Origin of the sequence: Rhodococcus sp. AQ5-07 (genome assembly GCF_009707305.1) — a bacterium.
Classification (GTDB): Bacteria; Actinomycetota; Actinomycetes; order Mycobacteriales; family Mycobacteriaceae; genus Rhodococcus_F; species Rhodococcus_F erythropolis.
The window spans coordinates 5207009-5229806 of sequence record NZ_CP046099.1; the positions used below are offsets into that span (position 1 = coordinate 5207009).

Sequence of the window (22798 nt, forward strand, 5' to 3'; positions counted from 1 at the left end):
TTCGTACCCCCGAATCCCCCCGTCTACCTCGAGTACTTCTAGGAGAGTCATGGGACTGCAAGCTCCCGCCACGCCACGTGTGGACACCGCGCTCGGAATCGGCGGACGACGAAAGTTATACCCGTGGATCGTTTTCGCCCTGGCTTTCGGTCTTCTGCTCTCGGACTATATGTCGAGGCAGGTGCTCAGTGCAGTCTTCCCGATCCTGAAAGCGGACTGGGATCTCTCCGATTCGCACCTCGCCTCCCTGAGCAGCGTGGTGGCATTGATGGTCGGGCTGTTGACGTTCCCGTTGTCGCTGCTCGCGGACCGCTGGGGCCGCGTCAAGAGCTTGATCTTGATGGCGGTGTTGTGGAGTGTCGCGACGTTGCTGTGCGCAATCGCTCAGACCTACGAACAGATGTTGGGCGCCCGATTCTTGGTAGGTGTCGGTGAAGCGGCGTACGGCAGCGTGGGTATCGCCGTGGTCCTCAGTGTGTTTGCGCCCCGCGTGCACGCAGCTCTTGCCGGTGCCTTCATGGCCGGTGGATCGTTCGGTTCGGTCATCGGTGTGGCAATCGGTGGGTTCATCGCAGTCCAGTTCAGTTGGCGGTGGTCTTTTGCCGCCATGGCGATCTTCGGTCTGATTCTGGTTGCGCTGTTCCGTGCCCTCGTCACCGAGAAGAAGCTCACCGCTTACGCCGTCGAGGCCGCGCCGGATGCCGCCGGGGAAGCGGTGAGACACGACGGTTTTCGTGCGCCGGTGTCCTCGCTGTTCACCAATCCCGCCGTGTTGTTCGCCTACATCGGTGGTGGTCTCCAGATGTTCACCGCCGCTGTACTTCTGGCGTGGTTGCCGAGCTTCTTCAATCGCTACTACGATTTGGCCCCGGACAAGGCCGGCGTCACGGCTTCCGTGTTCGTCCTCCTGGTCGGAAGTGGGATGGTGGTGTGCGGGTTCATCACAGATAGATTCAGCCGCGACGATTCGGCGCGGAAATGGACCACCGCCATCGTCTACTGCGCCATCTCGTTGGTGACGCTGAGTATCGGGCTCCGGTTGGATACGGGGACAGCGCAACTCGTATTGCTCGGTATCGGTGCATTCTTCTCCGCCGGTTCGTCGGGGCCGACGGCAGCTATGGTCGCGAACCTTACCCATCACTCGATTCGAGCGTCGGCCATGGGAACGCTCACCGTTGCCAACAACCTTCTTGGGCTGGCGCTCGGTCCCTTCGTGGTCGGCATCCTCGCCGATCACCTGGGTCTTCTCGGCGCTCTACAGCTTTCGCCCTTCGTCTATGTCGTCGCGGCCCTCGCGTTGGTAGCCGGCAAGCGTGCCTATCCCGCCGGGATGAGGCGGTTGGCGACGTTGCAGAATCGGCCCGAGATCCCCGGCGCCACTGAAGTAGCAGAAGTTCGGAGTTCCTGATGGATGAATCACCCACGGTAGTAATAGTTCCCGGTCTGCGCGATCATGTCGAGGATCATTGGCAGACTCACCTCGCGCGCAGGCTCGACAACGTTCTGACGGTTCCTCCCCTCGAGACCGACAAGCTCAGTCGCGATGCCAGGGTTGCGGTATTGGACGAGGTGTTGACAAGTGTTTCCAGCCCGGTGGTCCTGGTCGCGCACAGCGCCGGAGTCATGACAGTTGCCCACTGGGCGAGGGCGCATCATCGAGATGTTGCCGGCGCACTTCTGGTCACGCCGGCGGATCTCGAACTTCCTCTACCCGAGTCCTATCCGTCTCTCGAGGAGCTCGATCGGAACGGGTGGCTACCGATACCGCGTCAGCGTCTGCCGTTTCCGAGCACGGTCGCGGCGAGTCGGAACGACCCGCTCGCCGGATATCGCCGAGTTGTGGGTTTGGCTGAAGGATGGGGGAGTCGGTTGCTGGATCTGGGTGAGGTCGGACATCTCAATCCGGCGTCCGGATACGGGTATTGGCCGCGGGCGGAATCATTGGTGTGGGAACTGCTCGAGTCGGTGTCGCGCGCTGCCTCGTCTCATGCCACGGATTCCGATGCGCAGGAGGAACACAGTCATGCTTGATCTTGCTGCTCTGCTGGAAGACTCGGCCCGGCGGTACCCGGAACGGGATGCGCTGGTTCTCGGGGAAGCGAGGCTGACGTATGCGCAGTTCGACGCGTACGCGAATCGCATCGCCCATCTGCTCGTCTCGCGGGGTGTCGAGCCAGGTGACAAGGTGGCGTTGTCCTGCCCGAACGTTCTCGAGTTCCCGATCGTCTACTACGGCATTCTCAAGGCCGGTGGCGTCGTCGTTCCTCTGAACATCCTGCTCAAGGGGCGCGAAATTGCCTATCGCCTGGCTGATTCGGAAGCGAAGCTGTACTTCTGTTTCGAGGGAAGTCCCGAATTACCGATCGCCGAGTACACCATCGCCGGGTTCGAGCAGAGCGAGACCTGTTCGGCCCTGATCGTGATCAGCGCCGAGCCGGGTGCACCGTCGTCGATCCTCGGAGTCGAGACTCTAGGCGAAGCACTGGCATCCGTGTCCGGCACGGAAACGCCTGCAGCCGCGGTTGTTCGTGAACCGACGGACACCGCGGTCATTCTCTACACCAGCGGCACGACCGGAAAGCCCAAGGGCGCCGAACTCACTCACTGCAACATGGTCTTGAATGCACTGTCGACCAACCGGTTGTTCGAGAGCGCTCCGTCCATGCATGAGCGTTATCTCCTGACTTTGCCGTTGTTCCACTCGTTCGGCCAGACAGTGACCATGAATGCGGGAATCTGCGTCGGTGCCACCTTGGTGTTGATGCCGCGCTTCGATGCGACCGCGGCACTCGAGATCATGGGACGCGAAAAGATCTCGGTCTTCGCGGGCGTCCCGACCATGTATTGGGGACTGCTCGGCGTGCTGGAGGAGGTAGTGAAATCCGGGGTGGATGTCGAGACCGTTGCACAGAACATGCGGTGCGCGATCTCCGGTGGTGCAGCGCTTCCCGTCGAAATCTTGACACAGTTCAGGGAACGCTTCGGTGTTCAGATCCTCGAAGGGTACGGGTTGTCCGAGACCTCTCCGTTGGCCTTGTTCAGTGACCCGGAGAGCGACCCCCGGCCCGGTTCGATCGGCGTGCCGATCTGGGGCGTCGAAGCGCGGCTTGTCGATGACTCTTGGCGTACGATCACCGGCCCCGATGAAGTGGGAGAGTTGGCGATTCGCGGGCACAACGTCATGAAGGGCTATTTCAACCGACCCGAGGCGACGGCGGAAGTAATGTGCGACGGATGGTTTCGCACCGGGGATCTGGCACGGGTCGATACCGACGGAAATTACTACATCGTCGACCGCGCGAAGGACATGATCGTGCGGGGAGGATTCAACGTCTACCCGCGCGAAATCGAAGAGGTTCTGCTCACCCACCCAGCCGTCTCACTCGTCGCCGTCGTCGGGGTGCCGGACACGAGCCTCGGCGAAGAAGTTGTCGCGTTCGTGATCCGAGAGCCGAGTGAAGAGATCTCCGAATCGGTTCTCGTGGAATGGTCGCGGGAACAGATGGCCGCCTACAAATATCCGCGCCGCATCGAGTTCGTGCCGTCGCTTCCGATGACGGCAACCGGAAAGATTCTCAAACGTGAACTGAATCAAGCATTTTCGATTGTCTGAGGAGATCGATGACTGACGTTCGAGCAAGTGAAGCTTTTCCCGTGACCCAGGCCATGAAGGATTCGGGTGGCTGGAATCCGTTGTGGGACGGACTTTCGGAGCTGGATCCCGAGTGGACCGAGCTGTACATGAAGACAGCAATGCAGCCCTGGAACAGTGGGGTGCTGTCACCTCAGGTGATCCAGTTGCTGTGCATAGCCGTCGATGCGGCGAGCACGCACATGTACGCGCCCGGCGTACGACGCCATATTCGCGCCGCGCTCGACATGGGAGTGACCCCGAAGGAGGTTCTCGAGGTGCTGAAACTGACCACCGTCGTCGGGATTCACTCCTGCAATGTCGGCGTTCCGATCCTGATGGAGGAAATCGCGAACCGGTGATGGCGGTCAGTCCCGTTCGCGGTTCTCCCGTTCCTCACGCTGACGCTGGAGGAACGGGCTCGGGTTCTGTCCGCCGATCGGGCCGTGGCCGAGGACTCCGTGCTCGTAGGCGGACTCCGCGTGCAGGGCAACGTCGATTCCGCGGGCCTCGTCTTCACGCGAAATACGGAAGCCGAAGGTCTTGTCGATGAGCTTTCCGAGACCGTAGGTCACACCGAAGGCATAGAGCGCGACCACGACGACACCGACGAACTGCTTGCCCAGCTGCGCGAATCCACCGCCGAAGAACAAACCTTCCGGACCGCCCGTCATCACGGCCGTCGCGAGGAGTCCGATCAGCAACGAGCCGACGATTCCGCCGACGAGGTGCACGCCGACGACGTCGAGGGAGTCGTCGTAGCCGAGCTTGTGCTTCCATCCCACGGCGTACGAGCAGACGATGCCCGCGATCAGACCGATGACGAGCGCACCGAACATGTTCACCGTTCCGCACGACGGGGTGATCGCGACCAGACCGGCGACGACGCCCGAAGCTGCGCCGAACGTCGTGGGGTGTCCGTCACGGTTCTGCTCGACGAACAGCCAGCCGAGTAGTCCGGTACAGCCGGCGACGAGTGTGTTGAGGAAGATCTGCGAGGCCATACCGTCGGCCGCAAGGGCCGACCCGGCGTTGAATCCGAACCAACCGAACCAGAGCAGACCGACGCCGAGCAGGACGAACGGCAGATTGTGCGGACGCATCGACTCGGCCTTGAAACCCATCCGCTGGCCGAGAACCAGTGCCAATGCCAGGCCTGACGCTCCGGACACGATTTCGACCACGAGGCCACCGGCGTAGTCGAGTGCGCCCATCTGGGCGAGCCATCCCTGCGGATTCCACACCCAGTGAGCGACGGGGACATAGACGAGCAAGGACCAGATGGGGACGAAGATCATCCAGGCGGAGAACTTCGCGCGGTCGGCGATCGCACCACTGATGAGTGCTGCAGTAAGGATTGCGAACGTCAATTGGAAGGTTGCGAACAACACTTCCGGGACATTCCCGTGCACGGTCGACGGGTCGATGCCCGCCATGCCGATGTGTTCGAGTCCGCCGATGATGCCACCGTGATCGTCGCCGAACACGAGGCTGTAGCCCACGAACAACCACGCGACCGTGACGAGTGCGATGGAGACGAAGCTCATCATGATCATGTTGAGCACGCCGGTCGAGCGGACCATGCCGCCGTAGAAGAGCGCGAGTCCTGGCGTCATCAGAAGTACGAGTGCAGTACTGACGAGCAACCAGGCAGTTGCTCCGGCATCGATGGTGGCGGGCACAGTTTTCTCCTCACGCATGCGGACCAGCCCGCGTGCACGGAACCCACGATGGGTGCGTGCGGTTTCCTCCGCACTGCGATTGTGTTGCGAACATGTTTCGGGAGAAGTCGGCGTTGCACCCGCACCGGATCACCTGTCGTGGGTCGCCGGTAGTCTTTGCGCGTGGCCCTGTACCGGAAGTATCGACCCGCGTCCTTCGCCGAGGTGGTGGGGCAGGAGCATGTCACCGCACCGCTCAGCACGGCCCTCGACACCGGACGCATCAACCATGCCTATCTGTTTTCCGGCCCGCGCGGCTGTGGAAAGACGTCGTCGGCGCGAATCCTGGCGCGTTCGCTGAACTGTGAGCAGGGACCGACGTCGACGCCGTGCGATGTATGCGACTCGTGCGTTTCGCTTGGCCCGGGCGGCACAGGCAACCTGGACGTGACGGAACTCGACGCCGCAAGTCACGGTGGCGTCGACGACACCCGAGAACTCCGAGACAAGGCGTTCCACGCCCCCGCCGCTTCTCGCTACCGCGTCTTCATCATCGACGAGGCACACATGGTGACGGCGGCGGGCTTCAACGCGCTGCTCAAGATCGTCGAAGAGCCGCCGGAGCACCTCATCTTCATCTTCGCGACGACGGAACCGGAAAAGGTTCTCCCGACCATCCGTTCGCGTACACACCACTACCCGTTCCGCCTGTTGGCGCCGTCGACCATGCGCGGACTCCTGGAAAAGATCTGCGCCCAGGAAGGCGTACCGGTCGAGCCTGCTGTTTATCCCCTGGTCATCAAGGCTGGCGGCGGTTCGCCTCGCGACTCGTTGAGTGTCCTCGATCAGTTGCTCGCGGGAGCCGGCGAAGAAGGTGTCACGTATCCGCGGGCGCTCTCTCTTCTCGGAGTCACCGACGTCGCGCTCATCGACGAAGCAGTAGACGCCCTGTCTGCCAGTGACGGAGCCGCCTTGTTCGGCACTGTCGATCGGGTGATGGACGCCGGTCACGATCCACGCCGATTCGCGCTCGATCTCCTCGAACGTCTACGCGATCTCATTTTGATGCAGGCAGTCTCCGATGCCAGCGAACGAGGGTTGGTCGATGCGCCGGAGGCCGAGCTGGTCACGATGCGTGAACAGATTCAGCGAGTCGGCCCGGCCACGCTCACCCGTTTCGCCGAAACCGTCCACGCTGGTCTCAGTGAAATGCGTGGGGCGACGGCGCCGCGGCTGCTGCTCGAAGTGATGTGCGCGAGAATGCTGCTTCCTTCGGCCTCCGACACCGAGTCGGCTGTGTTGCAGCGGCTCGAGCGCCTGGAACAAGGTATTCCGGCTGCCGGAGTCGCGGCTGCCGCTGCCCCTCGCGCGGCAGCAACGCCGGCACCGACTGTGCCGCCGCTCGAACCGGAGATTGCTTCCAAGTTCCAACGGCCCTCCCAACGCAAGGCCGAGCCTGAGGCACGGCACGAACCAGCCGCCCCGGCTCCGGCGGCGCCGCCGGTCGTCGAGGCTCCTGTCGTCGAACCTCCGGTAGCGGCAGCTCCCGTGGTCGAGCCTCCCACCGTCGAGATCGTGGAACCGCCGGTTGCGGAAGCTCCAGTGGTTGAAGCTCCGGTTGCCGAAGCTCCAATAGTTGAAGCTCCTGTGGTTGAACCACCGGCTCCTGCTCCGGTCGAAGCGGAAGAGCTGATCGGGCTTGCCGAGCCGGAACCCGACTACGAGCCCGAGCCCGAGTACGAGGAGCCGGCGGCTGCAGAAGCTGCGCCGGTCTCGGCGGGCCCCACAGTCGAGACCCTCCGTGAATCGTGGAACACCTTGCGCAACAAGGTCGGTGAACGAAACAAGGTTCTTCCGGCCATGCTTTCCGCTGCGACGGTTCACGACGTGCGTGGACATGTTGTGGTCATCGCTCACGGCTCGCCGGTCCTGGGTGCTCGTGTGACGCAACCGCACAACGCGGCGGTCATCTGCGAGGTCCTTGCCGAGATGTTCGGTGGCACTTGGCAAGTCGAGTACCAAGAAGGTGCGCCCACAGCGCCGGCAGCATCGAGCGCACCCAAGGCGACAGAAGCTGCGAGCCGCCCGGCCGCTGCGCCCCGCTTCTCGCGCCCCAGTCAGGAGCGTGCAGCGCAGCAGCCCAAGGCCCCGCAGCCCCAGCGCGGAGATTCGGACGACATTCCGCCGCCTGAGGCCCCCGACTATCCGGAAGACCCTGGACCGGCCCCTGCTCCTGAGGTCGACTACGAGGCAACTCCTCCGCCTGCAACGCCGGAGGACGAGGACGAGATGTTCGCGGAGGCGGCTGAGCCCGCTGATCCGACTGCCAGACGTGATCCCGAGGACGTTGCAAAGGAACTCCTCAAGGACGTCCTCGGGGCACGCCGCCTCGAAAGCTGAGTTGCCGACTCGGTCCGTGCGCGTGAAACGGCTGTCGGAATGCCGCGGCACCACTGTGTGATCGAATTGTTATAAGTGCCGTTCCTTTTGTGTGCGCACGTGTCGAAAGGGCACCGGCTCGGCCCGGCAAAGCTGAATTGTGTGTGGCCGGTTTGCTGGCACATTCGTTCGCTCAATTCCGGTGTAACGAAACATCGATTCGGACGATGGTCGCCGAAGAATATCTGGAATTTCTCGTTGTCTGATCGACATTCGCGTGCTGTTGCTAATTCTCGGTGTGTCACGAATGTTCAGATTGATAGTTGTCGGATGTTTGTTTTGCGGTGATCGACCAATTTGGGACATTCGGCGAATTGGCCACATATTCGGCATTGCGGCATTTCGGTGCGCACTCAACTGAGCATTTGCCGATCTCGAGAAAACGGTGGCCGTGAAACCGGTGTCCGGTACGGATGTTCAAACCACTGCTTGACCGGCGACGAAGCAAATAAGTAACTCCGAGTTACAGCTAACTATCGATTGCTGTCAAATTGCTGACACATGTTCACGGAGCTGAACGACCTTTGTTATTTGTTTATGCCTTGAGGTGAATCTGCGTTTTACACACGGCTGAACGCGTGGTTAGTCTTCGGTCGATTGAGTCTCCCGTGGATGCGCGCGAAAATAGGAAGTGTAAGATGACTGAAGATTCAACTAATCCCGCGATCGCGATAGTCGGGATGAGCATGTGGTCTCCCGGTGCCCATGATCTGCAAGGATTTTGGGAGAACGTCCTCGCGCGACGGATGCAATTCCGAAAGTTTCCCGAGTCGCGGATGTCGCTCGACGACTACTGGAGCGCGAGCCCTGACGACGTCGACAAGACATACGCCGACCGCGGCGCGTTCATGGATGGTTTCGAATTCGACTGGGTAGGTCGCCGGATACCGGAGCGAACCTTCAAGTCGACAGATCTCACACACTGGTTGGCGCTGGAAACAGCACTCGGGGCTTTGACGGACGCGGGCTACAGCCGAGGATCGGTGCCAACTGGACGCAGCGCCGCAATCGTCGGCAACTCCCTCACCGGTGAAGAATCCCGGATGTGGTCGATGCGTTTGCGTTGGCCTTACGTCAAGCGCGCACTCGCTGTGGCCGCCGAAGCGCGCCAGTTGGACAGTTCCGTCGCCGATGCTCTCGCCGAGACGATGGAAGAGGTCTACAAAGGCCCGTTGGTGGAGCCGAGTGAAGACACTCTGGCCGGCATGTTGTCGAATACGATCGCCGGCCGCATCTGCAATTACCTCGACTTCAACGGCGGCGGATACGTCGTGGACGGTGCGTGCGCGTCCGGAATGCTCGCGGTGGCGACTGCAGCCGAAAAGCTGGCGTCCGGCGCGGCCGACTTCGTATTGGCAGGTGGAGTCGACGTCAGCCTGGATCCCTTGGAACTGGTGGGATTCGCCCGTTTGGGTGCACTGACACGCGGCGACATGAACGTGTACGACGCAAGCCGAAGCGGATTCATCCCGGGTGAAGGTTGCGGATTCGTGGCCTTGAAACGACTCGAGGACGCCAGGGCGGACGGCGACTACGTGTACGCGACGATTCGCGGCTGGGGCATCTCCACCGATGGCAAGGGTGGAATTACCAAGCCCCGCGCCGAAACTCAGGCCGAAATGATCCGTCGCGCATACTCGGGAGCGGGATTCGCGGCCAGCGAGGTTGCCTTTGTCGAAGGACACGGAACTGGTACTCCCGTCGGGGACCCTGTCGAATTGGCCGGCGTCCAGCAGGCCGCGCAGACGGACGGACCCGTCGAGGCTCGTAGCATCGGCATGACCTCACTGAAGTCGCTGATCGGGCACACGAAGGCGGCGTCGGGCATCCTTGCGCTGATCAAGGCGACCATGGCCGTCAATCAACGAATCCTTCCGCCGCTCGCCGGTTGCACCGACCCGAACCCGGCGTTCGGAACCGAAGCACCGGCACTCTTTCCGCTTGTCAACGGCGAGATCAGAGATCCGTCGGAGAAGATGCGTGCCGGTGCGCAAGCCATGGGTTTCGGCGGTATCAACTGCCACGTCGCGATCGAATCGGCTGATGCACCGTCCAGCAAGCTGACACCCTCGCAAGACGTCCGCACGATGATGGCGTCGTATCAGGACACCGAGGTATTTGTACTCTCTGCAGATTCCGCGGTGGACTTGGCGACCCGAGCGCGGGATGTTGCAGATCTGGCGGTTCCGTTGAGTGTTGCCGAGCTGCTGGACTTTTCGGCGAAACTCTCGCGAGTGATCTCGCCGACCGCGCCCTTCCGTGCCGCAGTGGTGGCCGGACGTCCCGCGCAGTTGGCCGAACGCATGCGTCAGCTTGCCGTGATCTGCGAGAACTCCGCTCCAGCTTCCGGCCAGGTCAAGGTGGTGAGCAACGAGATCTCGATCTCTAACAGCGTCCGCCACGACATCGGATTCCTGTTCCCTGGACAGGGATCCCAACAACTCGAGATGGCTCGCGTGCTGATCGAGCGCTTCGAGTGGGCGCGCGAACTGGCGACCAAGGCGGACGGCTGGTTGGAGGGAGTTGGAGCGGAGGCGATCACGCCGCGGATTCTGCGGAACCCGGTCAAGAGCGCAGACGCTGCGGAATTGGCGAAGTGGAAGCGGGACCTCGCCCAGACACAGTTCACCCAGCCCGCCGTCGCCTTGGCGTCGCTGCTCTGGTTCGAGTACCTCCGCCGATTGGGTGTCACACCCAGTGCTGTCGCCGGCCACAGTCTCGGGGAGTTGACTGCGCTCTACGCGGCCGGAGCTTACGACCAGAAGACGCTGATCACCTTGGCTGCGGCGAAGGGTGCGGCCATGGCTGTCAGTGGTGGTGGAAACGGCGCAATGGCGAGCCTGACCTGCGACCGATCGACGGCTGAGGCGATCATCGCGGAGGCAAAGGGTTACGCGACCGTCGCGAATCTGAATACGCCCACGCAGAGTGTGGTTTCGGGTACCAAAGACGCGGTCGACGATGTGGTTGCCATCGCGAAGACCCGCGGAGTGTCGGCTCAGGCGCTTGCCGTGTCGAATGCTTTCCACTCCGAGATGATGAACGAGGCCGAACGGGAGCTGAAGTCCACTGCGCCCGTTGACGAGCAAGTCGATTCGTTGACTTGCCCCGTGTATTCCTGCGTCGAAGGGGAACGCGTACAGACGCCACTGGCACTTCGCGAACTGGTCACCAAACAGGTTGTCTCACCGGTTGACTGGGTCAAGACGGTAAGTGGGATCTCGCAGGAAGTGGACCTGCTCGTCGAGGTCGGACCCGGCCGTGTGCTGACCGGGCTCACCAAGGCGATCAATGGGACCGACGGCGTGCGCTGCTTCCCCGTTGCGTCCAAGTCCGGACGCGACGAGGACTTCAATGTCGCACTGGCCGCGATGTACGTACACGGCGCTCAGGTCCGCTGGAACGAACTTTTCGACGGCCGGTTCGTGCGCGAATTCGTTCCTGCCGATCAGAAGGTGTTCATCGAGAACCTGGCCGAGGCGAAACTGACGGTTGCCTCTGCTCCCGAACCGCTCGCACTTGGTACGTCCGGCGGGGATCCGGCTGCGGCGCTGGCCGATTACCTGAGCCGACGCGGGACCTTCCTCGTCGACGTCATTCGCGCGGATGTAGGCAGTGGAGCGACTTCTCCGTCTTCTCCATCTGCTCCGACTTCGCGGGCAGTCACCAACGGCCACGAATCTGTAGCAGCGAAAGCTCCTTCGCCGGTTTCGGCTCCGGTAGTCGAAGAGCCGGCTGTTGCGGGCGCTGGGTCCGTGGAAAGTGAGCTGATCAGGATCCTCGCCGATACGACGGGATTCCCCGCCGAGTCGATCACGACGGATCTGCGTCTGCTCGATGATCTGAATCTCGACTCGATCAGTGCGGCAGAGGCTATTTCGAAGGTTGCACATCAGTTCGAGGTTGTCGACCTCGACCCTGCCGAGTTGGCCAACGCCACCATCGGAGAAGCAGCATCGCTGATCCTTGCGGCATCACCGCATCCCGGCTCTGCCGTTCCAGCAGCGAGTTCGGCGCAGTCGGACGTGTCGCGAATACTGCTCGAGGTAATCGCGGAGGACACCGGATTTCCGGTGGAGTCTCTCGACGTCGATCTCCACCTTCTGGACGACCTGAACATGGACTCGATCAAGGCCGCCGATGCAATCGCGACGGTGGCAACACGATTGGGTGTTCAGGGTGACCTGGATCCGGCCGAACTCGTCAACGTCAGCCTGGGTGAACTGATCGAAGTGCTCGATCGGTCCGCGAAGGAGAAGTCGGGGCAGCAGCAGCCGGCTGCGCGGGCGCTGCCGGCGAAGGCAAAGGGTATATCAGCCGACAGCTTCACCTGGGTTCGTGATTACACCCTGGAAAAGGTTCGGAGCGAGACAGCGTTGCACGGAGTCCGAGACCTCACGGACACGACGTTTGTCGTCATCGGTGACGACGCCGGTTTGGTCGGAAAGTTGGAATCCGAACTTCGAGGTCGTGGCGCTCAGGTCGACATTCGCACATTCTCCGACAGCACTACTGCGAATGCACACCACGTGGTTGCCGTAATGCCGCGCGTGACCGATGATTCCGTCACCGAAATCGGCTTGCGCCGTGGGATCGAACACATGTACAAAATAGTTCCGGCGCAGCAAAGTGGAGGCGCGCGAACCACATTGGCAGTGGTTCAGTTCACCGATGTCGAGTTGAGCAATCCAGCGCCGGTGCCGAGTGTGGCGGCTTTCGCCGCTTCGGTGCATCACGAGCGCCCCGAACTGGATGTGCGCGTCATAGGATTCGACGGCTCGACTGCGGACGCGGAGGTGGCAGCCACTGTCGTCTCCGAGTTGGATTCGGTTGCACCCTATGTGTTCGCGACTTACGACGCCGAGATGGGACGCACGGCACTGCAACCGCGGGTTCTCGCCTCCAACGACTACACCGTCCGCGAAAGCGGATTGGGAAGTTCGGATGTCGTGGTCGTGACCGGTGGCGCGAAAGGCATCATGGCCCAATGTGCTCTGGCCCTCGGTCGAAAGACCGGCGCCGAACTGGTGCTGATCGGAAGCTCTCAGCGACAAGCGGGCGACGAAATCGCCTCCACTCTTGCGGACTTCACGTCTGCCGGTTTGAGCGCTCACTACTATCGCTGCAACGTCACGGATGCCGCGGCGGTGGCCGGCGTCGTCGCCCAGATCGAGGTCGAGGTGGGGCCGATCACCGGGTTTGTCCACGGTGCGGGGGCAAATGTTCCGCGGCGGTTCGAGAGAGTCGACAGCGCTGCGGCTTTCAAGGAGGTTGCACCTAAGGTCCTGGGCGCAGCCAACTTCGTCGAAGCGCTCGCTGATCGTGACTTGAAGCTGTTCGTGGGCTTCTCTTCCATCATCGGATTCACAGGTATGCCCGGAAACAGCTGGTATGCATACGGAAACGAGCTTCTCGACGAAATGGTGGTGCGGTATGCCGCCGGGCACCCGAAGACTCGGACGTTCTCGCTCGCGTACAGCGTGTGGGGAGAGACCGGGATGGGCGCCCGCATGGGCAGTGTCAACCACCTCGCGAAGATGGGTGTCATGCCGATTTCGACGGCTGCGGGAGTGGATCATTTCCTTCGCCTGGTCGACAGCGGACCCGAGGCGAGTCGTATCGTCGTGACCAGTCGACTCGGCGGTCTCGACACCTGGGCGCCGGCAGCACCGGCTCTGCCGGCGGTGTCGCGCTACATCGACCAAGTGGTGACATTCGAGCCGCAGGTAGAACTGGTGACCCGGACGACGTTGTCCACCTCGGCGGATCCCTTTGTCCTCGATCATGTCTGGAAGGGATCGGCGCTGCTTCCGACGGTGTTCGGGCTCGAGGCGATGTCGCAGGCGGCGGCGTATGTCACCGGACGCGTGACCCTGGGTCGCGTCCGCATCGACGACATCAAACTGGATCGACCGATCGTCGTCGACACCGTCGAGGGCACCAGAGTCGAGATCAAGGCAAGCGTCGTGGAGCAGGATCGTGATGCCGCAGGAACGCGGGTGCATGTCACGATCGGCACCGAACGGACCGGGTACGGGCGGCCCCATTTCTCGGCCGACTTCATCTTCGGGGTGGACGAATCACTGCCGGAGTTCGAGAAGGAGTTGCCGCGACCTGTGCTCGACATCGATCCGTTGGACGACCTCTACTCGTGGTTGCTGTTCCAGGAGGGCGATTTCCGCCGACTCGAAGAGATCTCGAGCCTCGATTCCGAGCACATTCTCTTCAGTGCTATTTCGCGAGCCGACCGTAAGCAGCACCTCCTCGGTGATCCGTATTTCCTCGATTCCCTGCTCCAATCGGGCCAGATCATGGTTCCGCGGGAGATCTGCCTTCCGGTCAACATTGCGCGAATCGACATGTACGACGGACGATTCGAGGCTCGTTCGTTCACCGCGTACGCCTACGACAAGGTGCAGACAGAGACCCACATGCAAGCCGACGTGGCGGTGGTGAAGGACGGACGAGTGGTGATGCAGCTCGAGGGATATCGCTCCCAGATTCTCTCCCACGACGAAAGCCGTCCTACGGCTGAGGAAATCGCGGATCCGACTGCGCGCGACGCACAGATCATTCTCGACAAGCTCGCGCAACACAGCCGGGCGTTGGGAGTGAAGAGCCCGCGGGTTGTGGTCGCGCACACCCCGGGGATTCACGAGTTGACCAAGTCGGAACGCCACGAGCAGGAGAAACCGATCGCCGAGGCGGCCGTGAACATTCATCTCGATGAGGATGTGGTGATCAAATGAGTAATGCCTTTGCCATCGAATGGCAGGAAACCGGAAAGCCCGTCGTTGTCGGTGATATTCCACCCTCTGTGGATGTCTCGCTCTCGCACGACGGCAGCAAGTCACTCAGTTCGGCCGGCGACTGGCCTCAGGGGTGTGACATCGAACCGATTCGCTCCCGAACCGTCGTGCAGTGGAAGGCGCTTCTGGGTTCGGCGCGGATTCCGCTGCTCGACGAGTTGATCGCAGGCGGCGAATCACTCGATCGTGCGGGAACCAGGCTGTGGGCGGCGGCCGAGGCGATCCGAAAGGCCACGGGGCAGATGTCGGTTTCTCTGGCGATGGGCGCCAGGGAGGACGACGCAGTGACCTTCCGCGGCGGCGCAGAGGGAAGCGTGGTGGTTCTGACTTTTCCGGCTCTGTTGACGGACAACGAGGAGCGGATTCTCGCTTTTGTGACCGATGAGGCGGATGCCGAAGAGCGTGTTTCGGACGAGGCGGATGCGGAAGAACCGGCGCAGGGCCCGGCACCACAGTTCGACTCCGGCCCGTTGTCGGCGAAGTCTCTCGCGCAGTTCGATCCGATGGCCTACGGCTCCGACGTGCATGTGGTGGCCCGGAGCGGCTATCCGGCGGTGTCGATCCGGTTCCCCGTCGGGTTCCGGGACGCGTGCAACGTCGGTGGATCAGTGGGGTTCGCGAGCTTCGCGCTGTGGTTGGGCGCTTTGCGAGAGAGGGGAACCGGACCGATCTCGAAGCAGATCGTGGAGGACATGGCGACGGGCCGTTGGGGCATGGTGACCAACAACTCCGAGGTGTTCATCGATGCGAACCTGTACACCGACGACATTGTCGAGGGGACGATCTGGATCACCGGCCTCACCGGTCCGGATCGGGCAACCACCAATCTGCATGTCGAATGGTGCCGGGTCGACGGCGGGACGCGCACACACATCGGATGGAGTGCGATGCAGACGACGTGGGTGGAAATCCTCTCCCACGGTGTGGTGGCGGCACGGCCGATGCCGCAGTACTTCCACGATTTCATCGAGCCGATGACGATTCCGACGGGGGCGAAGAACATCGCTGTCCCCACACAACCGAAGGACGTCGATCGTGGTTCCTTGATCCGCTCGGCTCCGATGGTGCCGCGCAATCCGTACCTGCTCGAATCCGAGGTGTTCTCGACGACGATGCAGGACGGAAACGTCGTGGGCAACATCTACTTCGGCAACTATTACATCTGGCAGTCGAGGGTTCGGGACAAGTTCCTCGCCCGTTCTCAGCGTGAGGCCATGGCGGCCAGAGGCGCTCTCGGGGAACTGCGTTGTGTGCACACCAGGGTTGAGCATCTGCGCGAGGTCATGCCGTTCGACGACGTCCTGGTCACGATGTCCTTGGCTGCCCTCTACGAGAGGGGGATCGACCTCGAATTCGAGTACTTCAAGGTCAATCAGGACGGATCACGGGAGAAGCTCGCGATCGCTCGGCACAGAACTGTCTGGACGATGCCGGGCGCTCCGGGAGAACTGGAAATCTCTCCGCCGTCGAAACTTCCGCAGTCACTGATCGATTCGGTGCTGGAGGCGATCGACGGAAAGTAGACGGGGGATTTTCCGAGATCGAAGTGGAGAGACGGGTTGCGTTTTCCTTGCCGGAGAACGCAACCCGTTTCGATGGGGAGGGGTATGTATGGGTATCGGGGTTTCGAGAAGGTCGGTTCTGAAGGGGTCGGCAGTCGGCACGGTGGCGGTTGCATTGGGTACAAAGGCAAGTGCTGTTCCAACCGGGAGCGCGGACATCGAGTCGCCGTTGATTTTTCATTCGCCGGAGTTCGAGCCGTTTTGTGACGAACTACCCTCGTTGTCGACGCTTTCCGGAAACGAGATCACGCTGACAGCGCAAGTGGGGCAACATGCCTTTCATCGGGACTTTCCATCGTCCCCGGCACTGTCGTACCGCAGCGGAGAGATCGGTGGCGGCTATCTGGGCCCGACCGTCGAGGCGCATTCCGGCGAGCCGATCATGTTGACGTTCGAGAACGGTCTGACCGGACATCCGTTGGCAGCGGACATGGATATGACGCTGCACGGAATGCAGGCCGACTTTCGTGCGAAACCGCCGACGTCGTTGCACTTGCACGGTGGAGTCACTTCACCTGAGAGCGACGGCCACCCGGAACTGCTGGTGATGCCGGGACAGGCTGCGATGCATCACTTTTCGCACGGTCAGGAAGCCGCCCACCTCTGGTATCACGATCACGCGATGGGCATCACCCGGCTCAACGTCTACGCCGGTCTGATCGGCAACTATCTGATCAGGGATGAATTCGACACCGGCAAACTGGGAAATCCGTTGGGGTTGCCGGCCGAGGAATTCGAGATCCCGTTGATCCTGCAGGAGAAGATCTTCACGCCGACAGGCGCCCAGAACGGCCGATCCACCATCTTGATCCCGGAAGGATCGTGGGAAGGCGGCGCGGTGGGCGACGTTGGCTTGGTCAACGGCAAGGTGTGGCCGGAACTGTCTGTGGCTCGGGGCCTTTACCGCTTCCGCATCGTCAATGCGTCGTCGGCAAGTGTGTGGAATCTTCACTTCTCGAACATGATGACGTTCTGGGTCATCGGCAACGACGCCGGAATGCTCGACGCACCCGTCGCGGTCAATGCCTTCCGCTGCGCACCGGGGGAGCGGTACGACCTCCTCGTCGATTTCACCGGACTGTCGGAGGGTTCGACGGTGGAGCTCCGCAACGACGAGGCGCCCCCGCTGCCCGCTGCTGTCATCGGTGAAGTGACTATGCCGTTGTTCTGCCGGTTCCGCGGCGACTCCAGGCGCGGATTCACCGGTGGTGTTCCGTCGCAACTGCGCGGTGGGCGCCGACAACGTGACGTTCTCGCCCCGTTGGAGCAGCCGACGGTAATTCGCACGGTGACGGTGAGCCAGCAACTGGAACTGCGGAATCCACCGGCTCAGATGACGCTGAACAACCTGACGTTCAGCACCACGGACGTCGAGAGGCCGCGGCAAGGCACCGTCGAGCAGTGGAACATCGTCAACACCACGCCGGACCCGCATCCGATACACCTGCACCTGGTGAATTTCCGGATTCTCGGCAGGACACCGATGCGGACGCTGGAGTACTTGATCCGCCATCCGCAGCCGGTGATCGGCAACAAGTGGACTCCGTCGCCCGACGGGTTCGAGGCGGGGCCGATGATCGCGCCGGCGCCGTGGGAAGCGGGGATGAAGGACACCGTCAGGGTGGACGGCGGCACTGTCACCCGGATCATCGTGCGATTCCCCACCGAGGATGAGCTGGGTTTCGATCCCGACGCGATGTTCGATCGTCTTCCGAGCGCTGTGATGACGGGCGGTGGGATGACGGGCGGTGATCAGGCGCATCAGGGAAACGGGCATCACGGCATGAGCAACCACGACGCGAGTTACACCGGTCGGCTCCAGGGATACGTGTGGCATTGCCATCTACTCGATCACGAAGATCACGACATGATGTTGCCGTATCGCATCGTGCCGTGAGTGCTTCCGGGGGCGCTCTCGAAATGAACCGAAGCGGGCAGGCGTTCGCGCGTCGGATCACCTCGGTCACCTAGCAGGATCGCTTCGGTCCTTCCCATGAATTTGGAACACGTTCTACAGTGAAAGGGCTGAGGTCTGTACCTCGGCCATGCGCCACCACCGAAGGCGGCGCGGACGATCTGCAGACCGGTTCGACGAATTACACGGAAGGAACACCTCACAGTGACCACAGAGGCATTCATTTATGAAGCCATCCGTACCCCGCGAGGCCGCGGCAAGAAGACCGGGTCGTTGCACTCGGTCAAGCCGATCTCGCTGGTCACGGGTCTGATCCAGGAACTGCGCGTGCGCTTTCCCGACCTCGACGAGGATCGGATCTCCGACCTCATCCTGGGCGTCGTCACCCCCGTTGGCGATCAGGGAATGGACATCGCCCGCGTTGCAGTCAACGATGCGGGACTGCCGGACACCGTCGGCGGCGTTCAGCTCAACCGTTTCTGCGCTTCCGGCCTCGAAGCCGTCAACATGGCAGCTCAGAAGGTTCGGTCCGGCTGGGACGAACTGGTGATCGCCGGTGGCGTCGAGTCGATGTCCCGCGTTCCGATGGGATCCGACGGTGGACCGTGGGCGCTCGACCCCGCCACCAACTACGACAATTACTTCGTGCCGCAGGGCGTCGGCGCAGACCTCATCGCTACCATCGAGGGCTTCTCGCGTGACGACGTCGATGCATACGCCGTGCGCTCGCAGGACCTCGCCGCCAAGGCGTGGACCGGCGGATACTTCGCCAAGTCGGTAGTGCCGGTCAAGGACATCAACGGCATCACCATCCTCGACAACGACGAGCACATGCGTCCGGGCACCACGGCCGAGAACCTTGCCGGCCTGGCTTCCGCGTTCGGTGTGATCGGTGAAATCGGCGGATTCGACGCCGTATCGCTGCAGAAGTACCACTGGGTCGAGAAGATCAACCACGTTCACCACGGCGGCAACAGCTCGGGAATCGTCGACGGCGCTGCCCTCGTGCTCGTCGGTAGCGAGCAGGCCGGCAAGGACATGGGTCTGACGCCGCGCGCTCGCGTCGTCGCCACCGCCACCAGCGGCGCCGACTCCACCATCATGCTCACCGGCCCGACGCCGGCGTCGAAGAAGGTTCTGGCAGCTGCCGGCCTGACGGTCGACGACATCGACCTCTTCGAGATCAACGAGGCATTCGCTTCCGTCGTCCTGAAGTTCCAGAAGGACCTGAACATCCCGGACGAGAAGCTCAACGTCAACGGTGGCGCGATCGCCATGGGTCACCCGCTCGGTGCAACCGGCGCGATGATCACCGGAACGATGGTCGACGAGCTCGAGCGTCGTGGCGGCAAGCGCGCCCTCATCACCCTGTGCATCGGCGGCGGTATGGGCGTTGCCACCATCATCGAGCGCGTCTGACGCGGCGTCCGTCCTTCCAACGAGGCTTACCAGGAGTCAAGCAAAGTGACTGATCAGAACATCATCAACTGGGACCAGGACGCCGACGGCATCGTCGTGCTCACCATCAACGATCCCAACCAGGGCGCAAACACCATGAACGACGCGTACATCGCGTCGATGAAGGCCACCGTCGACCGCCTGGTCGCCGAGAAGGACTCCATCACCGGTGCCGTCATCACCTCAGGCAAGAAGACCTTCTTCGCCGGTGGCGACCTCAAGAACATGATCAAGGTCGGCCCCGAGCAGGCCGAGGAGATCTACAACCACAGCGTCGAGATCAAGGCAGACCTACGTCGCCTCGAAACTCTCGGCAAGCCGGTAGTCGCCGCCATCAACGGTGCGGCGCTCGGCGGCGGCCTCGAGATCGCTCTCGCGACCCACCACCGCATCGCGGCAGACGTCAAGGGCGTCAAGATCGGCCTGCCCGAGGTCACCCTCGGCCTGCTGCCCGGCGGCGGCGGCGTCGTGCGCACCGTGCGGATGCTCGGTCTGCAGAACGCGCTCATGGGCGTCCTGCTCCAGGGGCAGCAGCGTGGACCCGTTCAGGCCAAGGAAGTCGGCCTCATCGACGAGGTCGTCGGCTCGGTAGAAGAACTGGTTCCGGCTGCGAAGGCATGGATCAAGGCCAACCCCGAAGGCGGCGTTCAGCCGTGGGATGTCAAGGGCTACAAGATCCCTGGCGGAACCCCGTCCACCCCGGCTTTCGCTGCCAACCTCCCGGCGTTCCCCGCGAACCTGCGTAAGCAGCTCAAGGGCGCTCCGATGCCGGCTCCGCGCGCCATCATGGCCGCAGCCGTCGAAGGCTCGCAGGTCGACATCGACAACGCGCTCCTCATCGAGGCTCGCTACTTCACCTCGCTGGTGACCGGCCGCGTCGCGAAGAACATGATTCAGGCGTTCTTCTTCGACCTGCAGTCGATCAACGGCGGCGGTTCACGTCCGGCAGGCATCGAGAAGTCCACCATCAAGAAGGTCGGCGTCCTCGGCGCGGGCATGATGGGCGCGGGCATCGCGTACGTCTCCGCGAAGGCCGGCTTCGACGTCGTCCTCAAGGACGTCAGCATCGAGGCTGCCAACAAGGGCAAGGCGTACGCCGAAGGCATTGAGGCCAAGGCACTCTCGCGCGGCAAGACCACGCAGGAGAAGTCCGACGCACTCCTCGCCAAGATCACCCCGACGGCTGACCCGGCAGATTTCGCCGGCGTCGACTTCGTCATCGAAGCGGTCTTCGAGAGCCAGGAACTCAAGCACAAGGTGTTCCAGGAGATCGAGGACATCGTCGATCCCAAGGCACTGCTGGGCTCGAACACCTCGACGCTGCCCATCACGGGTCTCGCCACCGGCGTGAAGCGTCAGGAAGACTTCATCGGCATCCACTTCTTCTCGCCCGTCGACAAGATGCCGCTGGTGGAGATCATCCGCGGTGAGAAGACTTCCGACGAGACTCTGGCTCGCGTGTTCGACTACGTCCAGGCGATCCGCAAGACGCCGATCGTGGTCAACGACTCGCGTGGCTTCTTCACCTCACGTGTCATCGGCACCTTCATCAACGAGGCCATCGGCATGCTCGCCGAGGGTGTCGAGCCTGCCACCATCGAGCAGGCCGGTATGCAGGCCGGTTACCCGGCTGCGCCGCTTCAGCTTTCGGATGAGCTCAACCTCACCCTCATGCAGAAGATCCGCAAGGAATCTGCCGACGCCGCCAAGGCCGAGGGCAAGGAACTGCCGGCAGATCCGGCCGGCGAGGTCATCAACACCCTCGTCGAGAAGTTCGATCGTAAGGGCAAGCTCGGTGGAGCCGGCTTCTACGATTACGCCGAGGGCAAGCGCACCGGCCTGTGGTCCGGACTCCGCGAGAACTTCAACTCCGGAACCTCCGACGCCCCGATCCAGGACCTCATCGACCGCATGCTGTTCATCGAGGCGATCGAGACGCAGAAGTGCTTCGACGAGAACGTCCTGATCACCACGGCGGACGCCAACATCGGCTCCATCATGGGCATCGGATTCCCGGCCTGGACCGGTGGCGTTCACCAGTTCATCGTCGGATACGAGGGCGGCACGGCCGGCTTCGTCGCTCGCGCAAAGGAACTCGCTGCGCAGTACGGCCCGCGGTTCACCCCGCCGGCTTCGCTAGGGGCATAGCCCCCGTGCGCGGTTAGGGAGTCTCAACACTTCCTAACCGCGCACAGCTTTATCCACAGGTTGGTTTTCTCGGCGAAATCCGACTGTATGTATTTGCAGGCTCGTCGTATGCCTTCACATACAGAAATCGATGCATTGCAGACCGTCGTCGATGCTCAGCACGGACTGGTCACTCACACTCAACTTCACACCATCGGATTTCCTCGCTCTCGCGTGAAACAACGAGTTGAGGTCGGACGCTGGCAAACTGTTCTTCGCGGCGTCTACTCCGTCACCACGGGCCCATTGACCAGGTATGCCGTACTCGAGGCCGCGCTCTTGTACGGCGGCGGGTCGTCGATGCTCAGCCATCACACCGCCGCTGAGGAATGGTCGATGCGTCGGCCGGACAACACTGCACCCGTACATATCACCGTTCCGTACGGGAAGTCTGCAATCTCTCAGGCCGCCACTTTCGTTCGTGGCCTCGGCGCCGACCGACATCCATCACCCCTGATCGGCACTGTCCTCCATCCCGGCGTTGTGGTCCACCGTTCGAGGGCTCATCGTCACATCGGCGTCGACGCGCAGATGCCGCGCACCGGCAAGGCTGATACAGCACTCGATCTGGCCGTCGCAGAACCGACTCCGCGCGAGGCCTATGTCAGCCTCATCACCACAGTCACCAACGGCCGCATCCGCTTGACGGACATCCGCCGACGCATGGAGGAGCGCTCACCCCGTAGATACCGGAAGGCCCTCGAAAGTGCGGTGAAGCTTTTGGCCGACGGGGTGCAATCGACTCTCGAATATCACTATGCGGTGGATGTGGAGCAGGCACACGGGTTGCCGTCGGCCAGACGCCAATCACCGGTTCGCGTCGACGGTCGCACACTGTACGAGGATTGTGATTACAGCGAAGTGGGTGTGCCGCTGATCGTGCGTCTCGACGGTCGGTGGGCGCATTCCATGGCCGAGGTGGCATTCCGTGATCGCCGTCGTGACAACGCGGCAGAGCTGGCAGGTCGTCCGCGGTTGGTCTACGGATTCGACGAGGTGATGAAGACCCCGTGCCAGGTTGCGCACGAGGTGGAGATGGTCTTGCGGCGGGGAGGCTGGGAGAGAAGAGGGGAGAACCCCTGCGGGGCCTGTGAGTGGTTAAGGAGTGCAGAGACTCCTTAACCACTCACAGG

12 protein-coding genes are annotated in these 22798 nt (G+C 62.2%); 11 read left to right on the top strand and 1 reads right to left on the bottom strand.

Annotation, left to right across the window (positions count from 1 at the left end):
- Positions 1 to 49 precede the first annotated feature (49 nt).
- The 4 genes from GJB56_RS24295 to GJB56_RS24310 are packed head-to-tail and all read left to right on the top strand — an operon-like array spanning position 50 to position 3996.
- A complete protein-coding gene (locus GJB56_RS24295; RefSeq protein ID WP_021332896.1) occupies positions 50 to 1411 on the top strand; it encodes an MFS transporter in 1362 nt (453 codons plus the stop codon).
- Positions 1411 to 2034, top strand: coding sequence for an RBBP9/YdeN family alpha/beta hydrolase (locus GJB56_RS24300; RefSeq protein ID WP_113683500.1), 624 nt, complete (start codon positions 1411 to 1413; stop codon positions 2032 to 2034). Before GJB56_RS24295 ends, GJB56_RS24300 begins: the two co-directional genes overlap by 1 nt.
- Positions 2027 to 3616 (top strand): long-chain-fatty-acid--CoA ligase, encoded by a 1590-nt coding sequence (locus tag GJB56_RS24305; RefSeq protein WP_113683501.1) that lies wholly within the window; start codon positions 2027 to 2029, stop codon positions 3614 to 3616. Before GJB56_RS24300 ends, GJB56_RS24305 begins: the two co-directional genes overlap by 8 nt.
- Before the next feature lie 8 nt (positions 3617 to 3624).
- Positions 3625 to 3996, top strand: a complete 372-nt coding sequence (locus tag GJB56_RS24310; RefSeq protein ID WP_113683502.1) for a carboxymuconolactone decarboxylase family protein — start codon at positions 3625 to 3627, stop codon at positions 3994 to 3996.
- 6 nt (positions 3997 to 4002) lie between these two features.
- Here GJB56_RS24310 and GJB56_RS24315 read toward each other — a convergent pair whose 3' ends face one another.
- Complete coding sequence (locus tag GJB56_RS24315; protein WP_003943791.1) at positions 4003 to 5316, bottom strand: ammonium transporter; 1314 nt, start codon at positions 5314 to 5316, stop codon at positions 4003 to 4005.
- A gap of 162 nt (positions 5317 to 5478) precedes the next feature.
- Between GJB56_RS24315 and GJB56_RS24320 the strand changes: the two genes are divergently transcribed.
- The 7 genes from GJB56_RS24320 to GJB56_RS24350 all read left to right on the top strand — a co-directional run bounded on the left by GJB56_RS24320 (position 5479) and on the right by GJB56_RS24350 (position 22787).
- Positions 5479 to 7695 (top strand): DNA polymerase III subunit gamma and tau, encoded by a 2217-nt coding sequence (locus GJB56_RS24320; protein ID WP_113683503.1) that lies wholly within the window; start codon positions 5479 to 5481, stop codon positions 7693 to 7695.
- Between the two features lie 677 nt (positions 7696 to 8372).
- Positions 8373 to 14483, top strand: coding sequence for a type I polyketide synthase (locus GJB56_RS24325; protein WP_113683504.1), 6111 nt, complete (start codon positions 8373 to 8375; stop codon positions 14481 to 14483).
- On the top strand, positions 14480 to 16066 hold the full coding sequence (locus GJB56_RS24330; protein ID WP_113683505.1) for a hypothetical protein: 1587 nt from the start codon (positions 14480 to 14482) through the stop codon (positions 16064 to 16066). Before GJB56_RS24325 ends, GJB56_RS24330 begins: the two co-directional genes overlap by 4 nt.
- Positions 16067 to 16154: 88 nt before the next feature.
- The gene (locus GJB56_RS24335) at positions 16155 to 18002 is read left to right on the top strand and encodes a multicopper oxidase domain-containing protein (RefSeq protein WP_113683506.1); all 1848 of its coding nucleotides are present in this window, start codon (positions 16155 to 16157) and stop codon (positions 18000 to 18002) included.
- Positions 18003 to 18224: 222 nt separating this feature from the next.
- Positions 18225 to 19439 carry an acetyl-CoA C-acetyltransferase gene (locus GJB56_RS24340; protein ID WP_003943886.1) on the top strand — a complete coding sequence of 405 codons (1215 nt, stop codon included), beginning with the start codon at positions 18225 to 18227 and terminating at the stop codon, positions 19437 to 19439.
- A gap of 45 nt (positions 19440 to 19484) precedes the next feature.
- Entirely contained in the window at positions 19485 to 21626 is a 2142-nt protein-coding gene (locus GJB56_RS24345; protein ID WP_003943799.1) for a 3-hydroxyacyl-CoA dehydrogenase NAD-binding domain-containing protein, read from the top strand.
- A gap of 108 nt (positions 21627 to 21734) precedes the next feature.
- Positions 21735 to 22787, top strand: coding sequence for a hypothetical protein (locus GJB56_RS24350; protein WP_230091067.1), 1053 nt, complete (start codon positions 21735 to 21737; stop codon positions 22785 to 22787).
- The last annotated feature ends 11 nt before the right edge of the window (positions 22788 to 22798 follow it).